General features: G+C 49.0%; 18 protein-coding genes and 1 tRNA gene. 12 read left to right on the plus strand and 7 right to left on the minus strand.

Annotated features, from left to right (window positions below):
* Window positions 1-83 precede the first annotated feature (83 nt).
* The gene (locus K7P01_RS14420) at window positions 84-278 is read right to left on the minus strand and encodes a hypothetical protein (RefSeq protein WP_267294139.1); all 195 of its coding nucleotides are present in this window, start codon (window positions 276-278) and stop codon (window positions 84-86) included.
* 392 nt (window positions 279-670) lie between these two features.
* Between K7P01_RS14420 and K7P01_RS14425 the strand changes: the two genes are divergently transcribed.
* From K7P01_RS14425 to K7P01_RS14440, 4 genes are all read left to right on the plus strand, one after another.
* The gene (locus K7P01_RS14425; protein ID WP_267294141.1) at window positions 671-2,791 is read left to right on the plus strand and encodes a WD40 repeat domain-containing protein; all 2,121 of its coding nucleotides are present in this window, start codon (window positions 671-673) and stop codon (window positions 2,789-2,791) included.
* A 359-nt stretch (window positions 2,792-3,150) separates the two neighbouring features.
* Window positions 3,151-4,362, plus strand: a complete 1,212-nt coding sequence (locus K7P01_RS14430) for a hypothetical protein (RefSeq protein WP_267294143.1) — start codon at window positions 3,151-3,153, stop codon at window positions 4,360-4,362.
* 284 nt (window positions 4,363-4,646) lie between these two features.
* On the plus strand, window positions 4,647-4,943 hold the full coding sequence (locus tag K7P01_RS14435) for an HPF/RaiA family ribosome-associated protein (RefSeq protein ID WP_267294145.1): 297 nt from the start codon (window positions 4,647-4,649) through the stop codon (window positions 4,941-4,943).
* Window positions 4,944-4,960: 17 nt separating this feature from the next.
* On the plus strand, window positions 4,961-5,398 hold the full coding sequence (locus K7P01_RS14440; protein WP_267294147.1) for a DUF6526 family protein: 438 nt from the start codon (window positions 4,961-4,963) through the stop codon (window positions 5,396-5,398).
* A gap of 22 nt (window positions 5,399-5,420) precedes the next feature.
* On the opposite strand, the gene K7P01_RS14445 is transcribed toward K7P01_RS14440, so the two are convergent.
* On the minus strand, window positions 5,421-5,555 hold the full coding sequence (locus K7P01_RS14445; RefSeq protein WP_267294149.1) for a hypothetical protein: 135 nt from the start codon (window positions 5,553-5,555) through the stop codon (window positions 5,421-5,423).
* A gap of 191 nt (window positions 5,556-5,746) precedes the next feature.
* Window positions 5,747-6,286, minus strand: coding sequence for a hypothetical protein (locus K7P01_RS14450; RefSeq protein ID WP_267294151.1), 540 nt, complete (start codon window positions 6,284-6,286; stop codon window positions 5,747-5,749).
* A gap of 316 nt (window positions 6,287-6,602) precedes the next feature.
* Here K7P01_RS14450 and K7P01_RS14455 point away from each other — a divergent pair, with 316 nt between their 5' ends.
* Together K7P01_RS14455 and K7P01_RS14460 are read left to right on the plus strand one after the other, a co-directional pair.
* On the plus strand, window positions 6,603-7,073 hold the full coding sequence (locus K7P01_RS14455) for a macro domain-containing protein (protein ID WP_267294153.1): 471 nt from the start codon (window positions 6,603-6,605) through the stop codon (window positions 7,071-7,073).
* Between the two features lie 76 nt (window positions 7,074-7,149).
* Window positions 7,150-7,482 (plus strand): hypothetical protein, encoded by a 333-nt coding sequence (locus K7P01_RS14460; protein ID WP_267294156.1) that lies wholly within the window; start codon window positions 7,150-7,152, stop codon window positions 7,480-7,482.
* 147 nt (window positions 7,483-7,629) lie between these two features.
* Here K7P01_RS14460 and K7P01_RS14465 read toward each other — a convergent pair whose 3' ends face one another.
* The 3 genes from K7P01_RS14465 to K7P01_RS14475 form a co-directional block, all read right to left on the minus strand.
* On the minus strand, window positions 7,630-8,091 hold the full coding sequence (locus K7P01_RS14465; RefSeq protein ID WP_267294158.1) for a hypothetical protein: 462 nt from the start codon (window positions 8,089-8,091) through the stop codon (window positions 7,630-7,632).
* A gap of 239 nt (window positions 8,092-8,330) precedes the next feature.
* Window positions 8,331-8,415 (minus strand) — tRNA-Ser (locus K7P01_RS14470).
* A gap of 92 nt (window positions 8,416-8,507) precedes the next feature.
* The gene (locus K7P01_RS14475) at window positions 8,508-10,046 is read right to left on the minus strand and encodes a hypothetical protein (RefSeq protein WP_267294160.1); all 1,539 of its coding nucleotides are present in this window, start codon (window positions 10,044-10,046) and stop codon (window positions 8,508-8,510) included.
* A gap of 67 nt (window positions 10,047-10,113) precedes the next feature.
* On the opposite strand from K7P01_RS14475, the gene K7P01_RS14480 reads away from it, so the two are divergent.
* Window positions 10,114-10,491, plus strand: coding sequence for an MGMT family protein (locus K7P01_RS14480; protein ID WP_267294162.1), 378 nt, complete (start codon window positions 10,114-10,116; stop codon window positions 10,489-10,491).
* Between the two features lie 90 nt (window positions 10,492-10,581).
* Window positions 10,582-10,896, plus strand: coding sequence for a hypothetical protein (locus K7P01_RS14485; RefSeq protein ID WP_267294164.1), 315 nt, complete (start codon window positions 10,582-10,584; stop codon window positions 10,894-10,896).
* 104 nt (window positions 10,897-11,000) lie between these two features.
* On the opposite strand, the gene K7P01_RS14490 is transcribed toward K7P01_RS14485, so the two are convergent.
* A complete protein-coding gene (locus K7P01_RS14490; protein ID WP_267294166.1) occupies window positions 11,001-12,464 on the minus strand; it encodes a sodium:solute symporter in 1,464 nt (487 codons plus the stop codon).
* Window positions 12,465-12,584: 120 nt separating this feature from the next.
* Here K7P01_RS14490 and K7P01_RS14495 point away from each other — a divergent pair, with 120 nt between their 5' ends.
* The 4 genes from K7P01_RS14495 to K7P01_RS14510 all read left to right on the plus strand — a co-directional run bounded on the left by K7P01_RS14495 (window position 12,585) and on the right by K7P01_RS14510 (window position 15,795).
* Window positions 12,585-12,866, plus strand: coding sequence for an ATP-dependent Clp protease adaptor ClpS (locus K7P01_RS14495; RefSeq protein WP_254085300.1), 282 nt, complete (start codon window positions 12,585-12,587; stop codon window positions 12,864-12,866).
* 53 nt (window positions 12,867-12,919) lie between these two features.
* Window positions 12,920-13,534, plus strand: coding sequence for a recombination mediator RecR (gene recR, locus K7P01_RS14500; protein WP_267294170.1), 615 nt, complete (start codon window positions 12,920-12,922; stop codon window positions 13,532-13,534).
* Window positions 13,535-13,887: 353 nt separating this feature from the next.
* Window positions 13,888-14,451: a hypothetical protein gene (locus K7P01_RS14505; protein WP_267294172.1), complete on the plus strand. Its 564-nt coding sequence runs from the start codon at window positions 13,888-13,890 to the stop codon at window positions 14,449-14,451.
* Between the two features lie 147 nt (window positions 14,452-14,598).
* Entirely contained in the window at window positions 14,599-15,795 is a 1,197-nt protein-coding gene (locus K7P01_RS14510; RefSeq protein ID WP_267294174.1) for a pyridoxal phosphate-dependent aminotransferase, read from the plus strand.
* Window positions 15,796-15,817: the final 22 nt, after the last annotated feature.

Consider the following 15,817-nt stretch of genomic DNA (forward strand, 5'->3'; position numbering starts at 1 on the left):
GATCGCCCTTTTCCGCGCTTATGACGAATTTTGTCAAGTTCCACGATGTCCGATTGATCAATTTTTCGTTTACGGCCTGTACGTCACTGGCGATCATTTGCCAGAGGCGGTTTTTGGATTTTGGAAGCTTTACCAGTCCGATTCTTAAATGATTCATGGAAAATGTCCATGAGAGCCTGGGAAATGGCAAGCCTTTTTTCAGCCGGAACATTCGCAATAACAGCCTCGTCTATGGCTTGTTTTTCGGAATAGCTGTGATAAATGATCGGCTTAATCATGACAATTAAATGATGAAAAGATATTTACAAGTTTCCTAGAATTGTTGTTTTTGCCTTAAATATCCAGCGCTAATTGCTTACGAAACTTAAAGTCGGTCGCTTACTCGTGCATTCAAATTCTAGATGGATTTAAGTTTCGAATCCTTGTATCCTTTGTTCCGAAGATCTGATAACAGTAGATGTTTTTCTTTTTTTCAATTTGCAATTAAGAGTTCAGCGGAATGCCGTCGGTCTCTTTTAAGCAACTAATTTCCGGCAAAATGCTTCTCTATCTTACATGACGGCACTGAGCATCGTTTGTTTATATTACCGAATATTCCGATGTTCGGCTTTGGGGCCTTCCAGGGGTGTATATAACCCCATTTCTCGGAAGACCTACACTACAGCCGGTCATGAAATATTTCTATCGCACGCTCCTTCTATTTTTCGTAAGTGTTACATCGCTAATTCTCCCTTCATGTGGCCCCAATCTTGGCTCGGGCGATAAAATCATTTTACATAACGACACCTCGTTCGGTACCTCCGTGGATCTTGCCCTCAGCCCGACGGGGAAAGAAGCTGCGCTAGCGAATGAAACAGCTATCCTCGTGTATCAGTTGTCGGATGGTATTGTAGCAGGCTCATTTCCGTATGAATATCCGCACCAGGTAGATAAGTTTTCGTATCAGCGGCCCGCCAAAGTAATCCTGTTTGCCAACGATAGTCAAAATGTGCTTGTATTATCCAATTCCGGTGCCATTGATGTTCGCGAAAAACGGACCGGCGATGTCATACAGGTAGTGAAGGTGCCGGATAGTAACATTACGGCGATGGAGTTCAGTCGCGATAGACAACAGCTGCTGCTCGGTACAGGCTGGGGCTCCCTGTATGTTCTGGACGCTAACGATTATACCATTCAAAAGCGCTTTGCGCTCCCGGCGGGCGCATCTGTTGTGAGCGTCGCCGCGAACAAAAACGTTCTGCTCGCCAGTACCCACGACTCGACCATTCACGTGCTGGATATTCATACCGGCACCGTACAGAAGACGTTGAAGGGCGCTTCGGCCAACATCTATTCGCTGGACATTTCGCAGGATAACCGCACCGTGGTAGGCGCTATGCCGCGCAACCGCGAGAAGTCTTTGTACGGCGAGGCTGTCTTTTGGAATCTGGAGACCGGAAATATTATCTACCGCTCGCACGATGATTACACGCAGGTTCTTCGGGCAAAATTTACAGCCAACGACAAACATGTGATCGTCGGGTTTAGCGATGGTATTATGATATATAAGCCGGATGGAAGCATAGACCAGCATATCGGCCACTTCGTGGATCCCGAAGTGGTGTTCGATCTCCTACCCGATCAGAACACGATTGCCACAATAGAATGCGATTACGGTACCGGAACAGACAACATAAAAAGCATCAACATCGATACCCGTACCATCGAGAACGTCGTGCAGGAGACACCTTCTGTATTGTGGGGCGCGGAGATGAGTCCTGACAATAAAAAGTTCATGTTTATACAAACCGGGTTTGTAAAGTCTTTCGATCTTGAAACAGACCAGCTTGAGCAGCCGTGGATGCCAGGGAGTCTGTCGAATGGCCGCTTCTCCTATCATAAAAAATGGATGATGGCCACTGCGCGCAATCCGGCAGACAATGTAGTCTACCGCTATGTGTTTAGCGTAGCAGATAATACCCGCCTACTCGAAACTGACGCCGCCGACGTCAGTCCTTTGCTGAAATACGCGGTCACTGCTGTCTATGATCAAACCCTGGGGGGTCAGTATATCCGCGTATCGAGCATCAAAGAACCATCCACAACGGTTTGGGACAATATGGCCGAACGTTCATCAACCGGTTATCCAACTTACGAATTCACATCGGTAGATGATATCCTTCTCTACTCGTACGACCGCGGCCAGGACATTACGCTGCAATCGATTATCGATTCCTCGCGTCATATTACTTTTCCGGCCCAGCCACTGGTGTATACCGACGATGCCGTTATCCTATACCAACACAATCACTACCAGACCGAATATAAAAGCATCGTCGTCTTCAACCTCAAAACATTCAAGGTAGAGAACGAAATCCCCATCACCAGCGGCCGTCCCGAGAAAGCTGTGCTGGATAGCAAAAATCAACTCTATCTATGGAGTGGTACCACCGTAGAAATATATGATCTCAACACGATGATGGCTGTCCGCCAGGTGACGTTTGTTCCGGAGTTTCTCAAGAGTGAGCAGGACTTCATGGTATCTCCCAATGGAAAGACCTTCGTGGTTTGCAGCCGCTATGGCGTCATTGAATTCTTCGATGCTCAAACGGGCAAATCCAAAGCAGCACTATTTCCGAAACATTCTGAAAAGAACGACTATGTGTTGATCAACCGCGAATTTCAATGGACCGCCTCCGACCTGGGCATCCGGTACATGCTGCACATCAAAAACGGCGATGATATTGTGACACCCGAAGATCTCCAGGGCTATCGAAAGCCAGGTCTTCTCAAATCGCTGCTGGTAGACTAAGGAGACATTCGTGACGGGAAAATGGATAAATATACGCCAGGAACAACTGCCAGTCGATGCAAACTCTTTGATGCAATTTAAGCTACTGATGTATATGGGTAGGACCCGAGGCCGGTTCGGCCCTTTAATTTAAATCAATACGTAGAACCGTGAAAACGAATCAACAAACGTGAAAGTAATCGATTTGTTTCCTTTTGTAGGGGCAAGCATATTTGCGATATTACACCGTGGAAAGCCGAAAAAGGGAGGTTTTCGAGGTCGGGAGTTTAACACTATTGAAATAATAGAATGTTAGAAATTGGGCAACGTCTCATCTATCAGAGTTTATGGCAAATATGTCAGGCCTAATCATATGTGCATTGCAGGCTATAATCGTATGGACAAGTCTTTTTTCCTGTAAACAAGCCGAAAGGAATAAGCCGGTAGCATTAGTGGAATGGAATGCGGGGCAATGCGATCAGACATATGATCCCTACCGGCTCATAAACCGCATCACAGAAAGCAAGGTGGGGGACGGAATAACGTCCCTGACAGTCAGCTTTCGGGAATCGTGCTGCGCCACCTACGGCTTTAGGCCACAAGTCGATTTTAAGGACAATAAGCTATTTCTATTGTCGTACACAGGCGAATCACCCGACTCGTGTGCATGCGATTGTTGTTTTTCCATTGAATATAGAATAGTCGGCCTTCCCGCCGCCGGATACGAAACCTACTTCCACGAAAAGAAAATTGAAATCTCGAACGATCATTACAAGGTTGTTAAGCCGACGAGCGAATTATACAATGGACAGGAAATCAATCGCACCAATCGTTACGGATTCAAAGAAGGTCGTTGGATGACTTTCTTTAAGGACGGAGGTATTGAGGCAATAGAGATGTACCGTGAACGCGAGCTTTATGAAGAAAAATCTCCCTTATGGCGAAAGGTTTTTTATTCGTCTGGGCGGCTTTCATACTTTTCCCGGAACGACACAACCGAATCCTGGTTTGCCGATGGCACGTTAAAGAGAAGAATGGCAACGTACACGGTTGGAGATACGACGTATCAAAAAGTATTTGCACTTCACGATAATCGACGCCTTTATAAAAGATCCCTGGAAAGAAGTTACCCGTCCCTATCCCGCAGTGAAAGCAAGCCAAAAAATGAAGAGGAGTCGATTACCCAGGTTTTATATGACGAAGAATATAATACAAATGGACAACTACAACGCCGGGTTACGAAAGACACAACCTACACCTGGCATGGCAATGGCCGAATTGCTTCGCTCGAATTTGGCAACGGTAGTATAGACTATGATGAAGGCGGAATTGTGATCGAACGAGCGTTTTACTGGACTATTGAGGGACCGGTACAATGGCCTGCACTACACCATTCGCTATACGCTGATATTGGTCGTAGCGGAAAAGTATTAAAGGTGCACTATGTACGAGAAGAACTGATCCAGGATGGAATAGTGCCGGGCGAACATTACTACTGGACATGGAATAAAGCGGGGAAGCTGATCGAATCGCCGGAGAACTGGGAGGAGCCGCTACCCTGGAAGGGATTTAATCAGCTTACCATTCCATAACTTAACCCTCGCTAAAGTCCCTGCGGCTTTGCAGCTTAGCCAAAATTGTATACGGTAGTTCTAACTCCTGCCATAGTTAATCCCATGCTCGACACGTCGTTGATCCAAACCAAAAAATAATCAACAATTCGTTAAAACGGGCGCGTTTTACTCTCCGCCTGGCAGGTACAGAAGCAATATATTGTACTGGATGGGCTGTTTTCAGGTGGCTCGCTGCCGCGATGCACGCGCAAATTGCCGTGGCATGATAATTTCCGGTTTCAGTAGTGATCAATCATGTGAAAATGAAAATTGAATTCCATACAGAGAAAAGTGCCAATGGAGGCAAGAAATCCGCTGATTCTTATATCTATAAGATTGAGTCGGCACTGGAACCGTTCCGCGAGGTTATTACACATCTCGATGCGCATCTTTCAGATGAAGACCCTGCCCATACCGGTGTCAACACTAAAAAATGCAAACTGGAAATTAGGCTGGAAAATAGAAAACCGATTGCTGTTACTGACCAGTCCGACACCTATGAAAAGGCTATCGATAACGCGCTGATTAAATTAACGGCATCGCTGAACGATTTTGGATAACCCGTTATCGATTCGCTATGAAAAAACAAGATTATCAACATCATGTGCGCTATTATACGCCGCATCACTTCGTTTTTTATCCACTGAGTTTTTTTGTCTGTCTGACCTGCGGCTGGTTTATTTTTATTGACCCCGAGCATGCGTTGCTATGGTCCGGATTAACGGCAATTTGCGCGCTGATGATCATGGTAGCATTTATGCTTCGCCAGCATTACGCGCTGACGAACCAGAATCGTATCGTGCGACTGGAACTTCGATTCCGGTATTACCTGCTTACCCACGAGCGGCTAGAACCATTGGAAGATAGACTTTCGCTAAGCCAGTTGTTTGCACTACGCTTTGCTTCAGATGCCGAACTACCAGCGCTTGTCAATCGCGCACTGAGCGAAAATCTCTCCCCAGATGCCATCAAACGGGCTATACAGCATTGGAGACCAGATCATCTGCGTGTATAGTGTGACAGAAAAACCGGTTGATCTACTGTGCAGCCAACACCAGCCGCATCGACGCCTTTCCGCTACTGATCACTTCAATGGCGTTGTTCACGTCGGAGAATGCTACATAAAAAATTGCCTTGATCGAAACAAATTCACTGACAGAATCCCGTATCAAGTCAATTACTGAAACATGCCGATTGAAACTATGTCGCGGGGTTGTAGTCCAGTAAAGCAAATTGGGCATTGTTTCATGGCTAAATTCTTCTAATTCATTTCCCGGTAGTAGGGGCCTCAAAAAACTCAAAATGATCGGCAACAAAAAAGCTTCGCCCTACAGTCAGGACTTTTAGATTTTTACTCTCAGGCTCATAGCTTGCTCCATTCCATTTTTGTTGGTGCTCTATCCAATACAAAATTGGTAATTATACCAGGCGTTGTTAAAACACGAGCATAGGCCTCCAAAATATCTTTAGGCCCCTGCGCGAGCAACCCGTTTCTAGACGACAATAATTTTACTAAGTCCAATCCTCCGTTAAAGTAACAACCAAACCGAATCCAGTCCCCGTATTTTTTCCCATGAATTCTGTAGAGTTTGTGAAAAATCACCTCCGGATTTGCAGCGTCACCTTCAAAATACAAACTGGACTGAAGTTGATTAAATTCAGAAAGTAAACAATGCGATTCTTCAAGCGTAATCGATCCGCCCCAATCCATATTGATTTCTGATTTTCGTAAGTTCTTTGTGGTGATAGTCCAGCTCCGGTTGGCAATGCTGGGACTTCCCGTATCGACACAGACCTCAAAAATTAGCTCTTCACCCTCCCGTCGAAGGGAATTTATATACAAGCCTATGTCTCCCTGGATTTCAACGGTTTCGATGAAGTCAATAATTTCTGACGGGATCATTCTGTATTCTGGGTTTCTAAACTAATTAATACGTTTTAAATCTTCTTCGCGGGATCGCTGCTAGGGCGGTCAGTTGGAGGCAGTATAAGAACGAGTTTCAAATTTATGCACCCTGAGGACGAATAGCAATGAACCTGGGATATCCTGAATAACTAAATCCTTAAGGAGAATGACCTGGACCTGCCGTGAGCAGGGTCGTTGATCAGCGCGGAAAGCTTTACGCAGCAATGTGCGCAAATAGGTTGCGGCTGAAGTGATTTTTGGCGATGGTGTCAGACTAGTATATTTGCGTACACAGATAAAGCTTTGATCGAAAATGGAAATAAAGTACATAACTGGCGATGCGACCGAGCCGATTGGCGATGGTAATAAGATCATTGTACATGTATGCAACGACGTTGGAGGTTGGGGGAAGGGCTTTGTCATGGCTATTTCAGAGAGATGGAAAGATCCGGAGAACAAGTACCGTGCGTGGGCCAGCAGTAAGGAAAATTTTGAACTGGGAGAAGTCCAGTTTGTGCAGGTAGAATCCACGATTTGGGTTGCCAACCTGGTTGGTCAACGCGATGTTAAGCGAGGGAAGGATGGCACGCCGCCTGTCCGGTACGAGGCTATTAGAAGGGGGCTGGAAAAGGTCAGTGTTTTTGCCAGGCAAATAAATGCCTCTGTGCACATGCCCCGGATAGGCTGTGGGCTGGCCGGAGGAACCTGGGACCAGATAGAGCCTGGTATTACAGTTGAATTGACCGGTGAAGGCGTGGCGACCATCGTGTACGATTTCAGTTGACGGTTTGTTTACTGCTGGTCGCTTGATTCAATGCCATGACTACTTCGTATACTTGTGCGACGAACGATACACTGCCATGGACGGATTATACCCGGATCTTGAGGATTATATTTACGAATACTGCGGCGATTTTAAGACTTCTCACGAGCAGTTGGCCTCGAAGACGCTTATTTACAACCCTGACGCTGAGTCGCTGCGTGCCATGATGTTAAGATATGGGTGGATAAGCAACGACCCCGCTGTTCTGGAGTTGATCGCAGACGGTTATGAAGCCTTCAAAAGCAGAACAACAACTCCTCTGGATTACCGCTCCTCCCACCCAAAAAAAATCGTCTCATTGGATTTTAGTGCAAACAAACAATACCAATCGCTAAGTGACGGAGCTACATTTATCAGCCGCCAGCAGTAATCGATTTCTTTTTCATGGATTCTCCAATGGCGGAGGTCGCGTATTGCGATAGTTCCTGATTTCAGAGAAGAGATATTCAGTTTAGCTAGAAGGAAATCCTCGACTTTTTGATGCAGGAGATTTGGACGTACCTACTATTTTCTTGCATTACGTTCCATGTTGCTCAACACGAACAACGATTCCATCTCTGAATTCAACTATTAACACATCGGGATCTATTTTCAGCAACTGCGGGCGAAAACCCAGGTAATAGCTCCAGTGGTTACCTTGACCTGTATTTCCTTCATCCCCAAGCAAGCGCCGAATTTCGGGCTTCGTCTTGCCTAGCAAGACTTCGCTCTCGATTAAATCTTTTGAGAGTTCGAAGCGCTTTTCCTGATCGTTTAGCCACTGTTGGCGGTTGAATTCTCGCGATGGATAATAGCTGATGCTAAGTATCCAGATTATTCCGATTGAAATGTAGAGTAATGGTGTGAGGAGTATCGTTGCGATCCATGTGATTTGTATTCGGCGGTGATCGACTTCTATAAATCGCTTGAGGAGCCAGCGCAAAAAGAAATAGACCGGGGTGCCGAGTGCGAGATTGATGAAATAGACTTCGATGCTCATTGGAAGCTTCGGGAGTAGCGTATAGGGGGATTAAACGGGGCGTTGCAGATTCTGTTGCGGGCTTTTTACCACGAGCGCTTTGTGTGGCGGGGGGCGAGGGAACGTGTCAGTCTCAACAACTCAAAGTTCGCTGACGCTCATTTTTTGTTTTATCGGCTGTCCTCATTGAAATGAGGCGCTTACGGCCAGCCGATAAACAAAAACCCCAGCGGAGCTGGGGCTTTGAGTTGTTGAGGCTGCAGAGGAGGAGGGATTCGAACCCCCGGACCTGTTACGGTCTCCGGTTTTCAAGACCGGTGCAATAAACCGCTCTACCACTCCTCTGTGTACCGGTTTATTTTAAGGATGGCAAAGGTAGCAGTTTCTGCCTTTTTGGCAAAAAAGCTGCCTTTTTTCTTTTTCTGTACTAAACAGCCCTATTTCTCCTCGTCCGCGAAGTCGACAAACGTCTTTTTGATGTCACGATCGTCGACCTTGGCTACGTTCTTGTGATATGCGTCCAGTTCCAGCAGCACAATGCGCTGGTCGTTCAAAATGGCGCGTAGTTTTTCGATCTCCTTATCAAAATCCGGTTTCCGACGCTCCGATTTCAGCGAATAACGGCGCGCAAACTCGTCGCCCGAAGACTGAATGCGGTTCCGGATATCGATGCTGATCTTAATCTTCTCCAGGATGGCGTCTTTCGAACGGCCGATTACTTCAGTGGCCTCCAGCGTACCCATGGTCAACACCGTCGTCCCGCCCACAGCCGACACAATCTTCGACTGATCTGCATTGTCTACCATCGCCGGTGTAAAACCCGTCACGGCACCCAGTGAGGCATTGACGATAGAGCGGTGCTTTTTGCCTTTTTTGGCAGACTTGTAGTCGGCGTTCAGTTTCTTTTGATTGGCATCCAGCTGTTGGATCAGAATCATGGCGTCTACCAGGTTGGTGCGGTATTTCTGGAACAGGTGGGCATCCTTCTTAATCAGGTTTTCGGTATCGGCGATTTTGATGCGAATCCTTCTTTGCGTCCGGTTGTTGGACTTGTCGAGCACGAAGAATACCAGCTCTATTGTGCGCGATACCTGGGCGTCGTCTACGAAATCGTAGCCCGGTGTCCAGGTAAACTCGGACTGCAGGGCAGTGTTTTCTTTCAATGCCGACGCGGGCACGCGCTTGTCGCTGGAGACGAAGCCTACGTTGCGTACGTTATCGTCGCCGTTGGGATCGGAGATATAAATCTTCAGGTTGAGGGTTTCGTCTTCTTTAATGGAGAACAGTGTATCGACGGGTACCACCAAAATATCCGGGGGCAGGTCTTGTTGGGTCTGGGCTACTTTGATGCGGCCCTTCGTTTCTGCTTTGTCGGGTTGATCCTGGACGACAAACTCCAGCGTGAGCGGATTGCCGCGAAGGCCGGCGAACTGGCTGCGCGAGGGTGTCCAGGTCAGCTGGCCAAGCGATGACAACGAAGAACCTTCCGGCATCTGTGATTGAATGGAACGAAACACCAGCGGGTCGCCGTCGGGGTCGTATACATACTCGCCGGCCACCTGGAAGGTGTTGGGGCTGGCCTGCTTGACGTAGAAGACAGGCAACTCTTCCACTACTGGCGGGCGGTTGATGTGGCGGACGGTGAATGTTATCGTTCTTCGGTCGCGCTTGCCGTCGCTGTAGGCGCATTGGAAGATTACGGAGAAATCTTTTTGAAGGCTCACACGATCTACGAGGTCGTAGGAGGGTCTCCAATAGAAATTGCCAAGCGAGTCGAACTGGATGCCGAGACCATCGGCGCCGTCGAGGGTGAAATATTTTGTGGCAGTGGCGTGAGATTTTACCTGGAAGCGCAGCTCGCGGTTTTCGTCCAGCACATTCCAGCCAGTCGAGTCAGGAAAGATCAAATGCGAAGACTGTCCAAACGCAGCAGCACAGCACAGAGACAGAAAAAGAACAAGAGCGGATTGCTTCACAAGAATCTAGTTTGCTTATTTAAAGGTCGTAAAGTTAATAAGATCGAGTTTTTGTGACATGCCAGGTATGAAAAAGACGCAATCTGCATCCAATTTCTTCGACGATGTGTATGAAGTATGCCGTCTGATACCGCCTGGGCGGGTGACCAGCTACGGGTCAATCGCACACTATTTAGGAGCGAAATCGGGTGCGAGGATGGTCGGATGGGCCATGCACGGCTGTCCAAAAGACGTTCCTGCCCACCGCGTGGTGAATAGCAGCGGGCTGTTGACAGGTAAGGTTCACTTTAAACCGCCCACCGCCATGGCGTCGCGACTCAAAAAAGAGGGCGTGAAGGTGGTGAACGACAAAATTCAGCACTTCAACGACGTATTCTGGGACCCATCGACCGAACTCACCCTCGATAAACCCAAAGCAAGAAAACGCGCTCCCAAAAAGGGATAAAATTTTCAGGCCAACCCGCTATTTACGCTGATTTGCGCCAATTGGCGCATGGCACAGCGTTCGCATTACCGTTGTCAAAAGACACTAACTATGAAACCCCTCATCAGAGTTTTTGTTGTCGGCCTTCTCTTCTTCGCTGCCCCCGTGCAGCGTTCACATGCGAAAGATGCTGTGGTGCCTGCGCCTCCTGCGGCCCGTGAAAGCAGCCTCTTTATTCTCAAAGCAGAGAAAGATTTTGTCGGCGCAACGGTGGAGATATTCCATGTCAGCGGTGATCTGCTGGCTTCTCAGCAACTGCAGAAACGTAAGGTTGTGATTGATTTCGGAAGTGTTCAGTATGGTACTTACATCATACGCCTGACGAAAGGGGATAAGATACAGGAGTATCAGTATACTAAGAAATAATACCATGCAAGTTCCGCTTACCTGAGCGGGCTCATGTCAAGAAATAGTGGGGTTGGTTTTAATCGGGTTTAGGCTGCTTCGTCCAAGAGGTAGCCTTTTCCTTTTTACACCGTTATGCGGGCTTCTTTGGGTTGTGAGATTAGCAGTAGGCCCAGGAACGTCAGTGTTCCATTCAATAGAATTACTTCTAATCCGAATTTGTAGCCGCCGAGCCAGGTTTCTGAGGTTGTGGCAATGGCGTATGTTACGGCGGGTGAGAGTACGCAGATTATCGGCACCAGTTTGCCGCGGACTTGCAGCTTGGTGAGCAGTCCAAAGGAGAACAATCCTAGTAAGGGGCCATAGGTATAGCCGGCGATCTTCAGCACGGCGTCGATTACGGATTGTTTGTTGATTTCATTGAATACAATGATGATCAACAGAAAGAGTAACGAGAAGCCCAAGTGCACAATGAACTTCTGCCGGCGCTTTTGTTTTTCGTCTTTGTTCTTGAAATTCAGGAAGTCGATGCAGAACGATGTGGTCAAGCCTGCGAGTGCGGAGTCGGCGCTGGCGTATGATGATGCCGTTATGCCCAAGAGGAAAAATACGCTTACGGCCAGGCCCAGTTTGTCGAGGGCGAGCATGGGGAAGAGGTGGTCGCTGGAGGTGGGCACCGCGATGTCGGGGTTGGCGGCCATATAGAGGTATAGCAACGCACCCAGGGTAAGGAAGAGCAGGTTCATGGCGACCGACATGAGGCTGAACCAGAACATGTTTTTCTGTGCACCGCCCAGTGTTTTTACTGTCAGATTTTTTTGCATCAGTTCCTGGTCCATGCCGGTCATGGTAAGGGTGATAAAGACGCCGCCCAAAAATTCTTTGAAGAAAAAGCTGGGTGCTTTCGGATCGTCGAGGTAAAACATTTTGGAGTAGTTGCTGTTCTTAATCGTCTCGATCAGGCTGCCGGGAGAGAGGCCGAGTTGTGAAGAAATCTGCCACACAGCGATGCATACGGCCGAGACGAGGAACAGTGTTTGAAAGCTGTCTGTCCACACGATAGTCTTCACGCCGCCCTTGAAAGTATATACCCAAATGAGCAGGATGGTGATGGCGACTGTTACGTAGAACGGTACGTGCCACTCGTCGAACAGAAAGAGCTGAAGCACGGTGGCCGCCAGGTAGAGGCGCAGCGACGAGCCAATGGTGCGTGATACGACGAAGAAGAAAGCGCCGGTTTTGTACGCGGCAGTGCCGAGGCGTTGCTCCAGGTAGGTGTAGATCGAGACGAGGTTGAGTCGATAGTAGAGCGGCATGAGTACGCCGAGGATGAGCCAGTAGCCGACGAGGTTGCCCATGATCACCTGGAAATAGCCATACCCGTAAATGCCCACCTTGCCGGGCACGGAAATGAAGGTAAGACCGGAGAGGGACGAGCCGATCATGCCGAAGGCCACCAGATACCACGGGCTTTGGCGGTTGCCCGTGAAGAAGGTGTTGGTGTCGGCGCCGCGTGATGTGAGGTAGGCGATCAGGATCAGCATGCCAAAATAGACAGCCATGATGGTGGCAACCAGGGTGGGGGTCATAGATTTTCGGTCAATTCGGGAACAAAATCAGCAAATTCCTGTTAAAACCAAATCGGCGGAGCGCTGCTCGCACTTCCGCCGGGAAATCATTACCTTTGTAATAAAACTTTAGAGTCATACATGATCCCCGAATACCAGGAAGAAACGTTAACCGATGTACTGGAAGCCGTCGAGACGACCGACCTCATGGACCTGGTCGTGTTCAATGACGATTTCAATACGTTTGAGCACGTGATCCAAACGCTGATCCGTGTGTGTAAGCATACCAACGAGCAGGCAGAGCAGTGCACGTATCTTATTCATTATAAAGGCAAGTGCACCGTGAAACACGGGACTTTCGATTTTCTGCGCCCCATGCGTGAGGCGATCTGTGAAGAGGGCATTGACGCCCGCATTATGTAAGCAGGCACCGTCCTGCCTGTAGACCAACTTGATTAAACCGTTCCGTAAGCGCCGTGGAGTACCCGTCGAGATTGATAGAAGAGGCTGTTAACCAAATCGCGAAACTACCCGGGATAGGCAAAAAAACGGCCCTGCGCCTCGTACTGCATCTTATCAAAGGCAAGGAAATTCACACGTACGCCCTAACCGACGCCCTCAATAACCTGCGTGCGAATATTAAATTCTGTGGCCGTTGCCACACCATCTGCGATGGCGAAACGTGCTCCATTTGCGCCAGCCATCGCCGCGACCGCGGTATGATCTGCGTCGTAGAAGATGTGAAGGATGTGATGGCGATTGAAAATACCGCTCAATACACGGGCTTGTACCATGTGCTGGGGGGCATTATTTCTCCCGTAAACGGCATTGGTCCGGCGGATCTTAAAATCGAATCACTGGTGCAGCGGTTGAGCCCCGGGCAGGGCTCCGAGCCGGTGCGGGAAGTCATCCTCGCCCTGAGCCCGACGATGGAAGGTGATACCACGGCCTTTTACATCAACCGCCGGATCAAAGACCTTGATTTGCGCATCAGCGTCATAGCCCGTGGGGTTCCTGTCGGCGGAGATCTGGAGTATGCCGATGAAATCACCCTCGGACGGAGCATCACCGGCCGCACCCTCTTCAACTAGCCAACCTTAGGGCATACTTATCACCATAGCTATGGCATACCTATACCATAGCTATGGATACCTTATTGTAAGCTTATAGTGAGTATGGTACAATGCACCCGAGCTCACCCCGAACCCAAGCCTGACAGTGTGGCACGAGTAGCACGTTTTTAGCGAGGTTTTTTCGCAATTGTTACTCCATAGTAAAGCCGTACTAAAGCCCTGTCGAAGTGCTATCAATCCGGCCGACCTGAGAAAGCGGAAATTTTGGCAGACACTAAGCTGTAGCATATAAGAATTACTGCGAACGCTAAGCTTTTAGATTGTGATTTCTGGCATCGGCCTTGCAGGCAGGGACTATATAATCCCACCCTATGAAACCCTGGATAGTGATTACCTGCCTCTCACTGATCGGCTGCACCACCGTCGCCCAGCAGCCGCAACCGACAATAACAACGTACGGTCATTTTAAACTCGACGGTCAGGAGCTGATCTGGCAGCACGTCATCGATACGACACTCCGCCCGGAAGATGTTCGTACGTTTTACAATCACCTTTCGCGCATGTCGGACATAACCTTGGAAGATAACACGCTGCTCGCGTCGTTCGACATGCTCACGTTCGACGGCAACCGGTATGGCGGCATCGCCTTTGGCCATTGGGCGCTGGTAAGCTCAACGCCGCTCCTCTCAGGCAGGCTGAAAATAGATCTGAAAAACGACCGCTACCGCATCACAGTGTACGACCTGCGCTTCATCGACTATCCGGAAGACAAGTCATGCGCCCCCAGATACCAATCTGCCTCCCACGCCTTACTGATGCGTGAGGCACGATCCATCAAACCAACAGCCGCTGTACCGGATGTGCTGGGCGTATACGACCGCTTCTTCCAGGAATACTTTCCGGTGCACGCCTCTGCCCGGGAGGACGATTTTTAGTCGGCCGGGACCGCTGCGCCGGCTAATTTTTGCACGAAAAACAACGTCTAACCCCCTCTAATACGAATTTTTCAATTCTGCGGCCTGCGGTTCCATGTTCGGGCATTAATGCTTTTCTTTGCTCGCTTTTTTGAAAACTGCGTAACCATGAACAAACTTTCCAATCGCATTGAAGCCATTCAGGAATCCGCCACACTGGCGATGGCTGCCAAGGCTCGTGAGCTGAAGACAAAAGGATTCGACGTTATCGGCCTGAGCCTCGGCGAACCCGATTTCAAAACCCCTGCGCACATCTGTGATGCTGCCAAGAAAGCGATTGATGACGGTAAGTACTTTGCCTATCCTCCCGTAGCCGGCTACCAGGACCTGCGCGAAGCACTGGCCGCCAAATACCAGAAAGAAAACAACGTGCCCTACAAGGCCGAACATATTGTCGTTTCCAACGGCGCCAAGCAGTCTATTGCCAACGCCATGCTGGCCCTGCTGAACCCGGAGGACGAAGCCGTCATCTTCTCGCCCTACTGGGTGAGCTACGACGCCCTCGTACGCCTGACCGAAGCCACGCCGGTACTCGTTAAAGGTACCATCGAAAACGATTTTAAAGTGACAGCCGCGCAATTAGAGGCTGCGATCACGCCGAAAACCCGCATCGTGATCTTCTCGTCGCCTTGTAACCCGACAGGCTCCGTATTCTCGCGCAAAGAACTTGAAGCTATTGCACAAGTAGTGCTGAAGCACGAACGCGTTATTGTGATAGCTGACGAGATCTACGAACACATCAACTATACGGGCGAGCAAGTGAGCATCGCGTCACTGCCTGGCATGTTCGACAAGACTATTACGGTAAACGGCTTTGCAAAAGGCTACGCCATGACAGGCTGGCGCGTGGGCTACATCGCCGCTCCCAAGTGGATTGCCGATGGCTGTAACAAAGTACAAGGCCAGATCACTTCGGCCAACTGCTCGATCGCACAACGCGCTGCACTGGCAGCCGTGACCGGCGACATCACCCCAACCAACAAAATGGTGGAGGAATACCGCCGCCGTCGCGACGTGGTATACGAGCTGTTGAAAGAAATTCCAGGCATCAAAGCGAACTACCCCGAAGGTGCATTCTACTTCTTCCCCGACGTAAGCTATTACTACGGCAAGAGCGACGGCACGCGTACCATTCAGACCGGCGATGACTTCTGCATGTATATGCTGGAGAAAGCACATGTGTCGCTGGTAACAGGCGACGCCTTTGGTGAGCCGAACTGCATTCGCCTGTCGTATGCCGCATCGGAAAAAGACCTGCGCGAAGCGCTGAAGCGTATCAAAGAAGCGCTGGCGCAATTGAAATAAAATTGTATTTATACCTATGCTA

It is taken from the genome of Parachryseolinea silvisoli (assembly GCF_021190955.1).
Taxonomy (GTDB): Bacteria; Bacteroidota; Bacteroidia; order Cytophagales; family Cyclobacteriaceae; genus Ohtaekwangia; species Ohtaekwangia silvisoli.

What these genes read in the sequence shown, in the direction of transcription:
- K7P01_RS14420 (WP_267294139.1), bottom strand. Translation starts at nt 278, where the DNA reads ATGATTAAGCCGATCATTTATCACAGCTATTCCGAAAAACAAGCCATA.
- K7P01_RS14425 (WP_267294141.1), top strand. Translation starts at nt 671, where the DNA reads ATGAAATATTTCTATCGCACGCTCCTTCTATTTTTCGTAAGTGTTACA.
- K7P01_RS14435 (WP_267294145.1), top strand. Translation starts at nt 4,647, where the DNA reads ATGAAAATTGAATTCCATACAGAGAAAAGTGCCAATGGAGGCAAGAAA.
- K7P01_RS14440 (WP_267294147.1), top strand. Translation starts at nt 4,961, where the DNA reads ATGAAAAAACAAGATTATCAACATCATGTGCGCTATTATACGCCGCAT.
- K7P01_RS14450 (WP_267294151.1), bottom strand. Translation starts at nt 6,286, where the DNA reads ATGATCCCGTCAGAAATTATTGACTTCATCGAAACCGTTGAAATCCAG.
- K7P01_RS14455 (WP_267294153.1), top strand. Translation starts at nt 6,603, where the DNA reads ATGGAAATAAAGTACATAACTGGCGATGCGACCGAGCCGATTGGCGAT.
- K7P01_RS14460 (WP_267294156.1), top strand. Translation starts at nt 7,150, where the DNA reads ATGGACGGATTATACCCGGATCTTGAGGATTATATTTACGAATACTGC.
- K7P01_RS14465 (WP_267294158.1), bottom strand. Translation starts at nt 8,091, where the DNA reads ATGAGCATCGAAGTCTATTTCATCAATCTCGCACTCGGCACCCCGGTC.
- K7P01_RS14480 (WP_267294162.1), top strand. Translation starts at nt 10,114, where the DNA reads ATGAAAAAGACGCAATCTGCATCCAATTTCTTCGACGATGTGTATGAA.
- K7P01_RS14485 (WP_267294164.1), top strand. Translation starts at nt 10,582, where the DNA reads ATGAAACCCCTCATCAGAGTTTTTGTTGTCGGCCTTCTCTTCTTCGCT.
- K7P01_RS14490 (WP_267294166.1), bottom strand. Translation starts at nt 12,464, where the DNA reads ATGACCCCCACCCTGGTTGCCACCATCATGGCTGTCTATTTTGGCATG.
- K7P01_RS14495 (WP_254085300.1), top strand. Translation starts at nt 12,585, where the DNA reads ATGATCCCCGAATACCAGGAAGAAACGTTAACCGATGTACTGGAAGCC.
- K7P01_RS14505 (WP_267294172.1), top strand. Translation starts at nt 13,888, where the DNA reads ATGAAACCCTGGATAGTGATTACCTGCCTCTCACTGATCGGCTGCACC.
- K7P01_RS14510 (WP_267294174.1), top strand. Translation starts at nt 14,599, where the DNA reads ATGAACAAACTTTCCAATCGCATTGAAGCCATTCAGGAATCCGCCACA.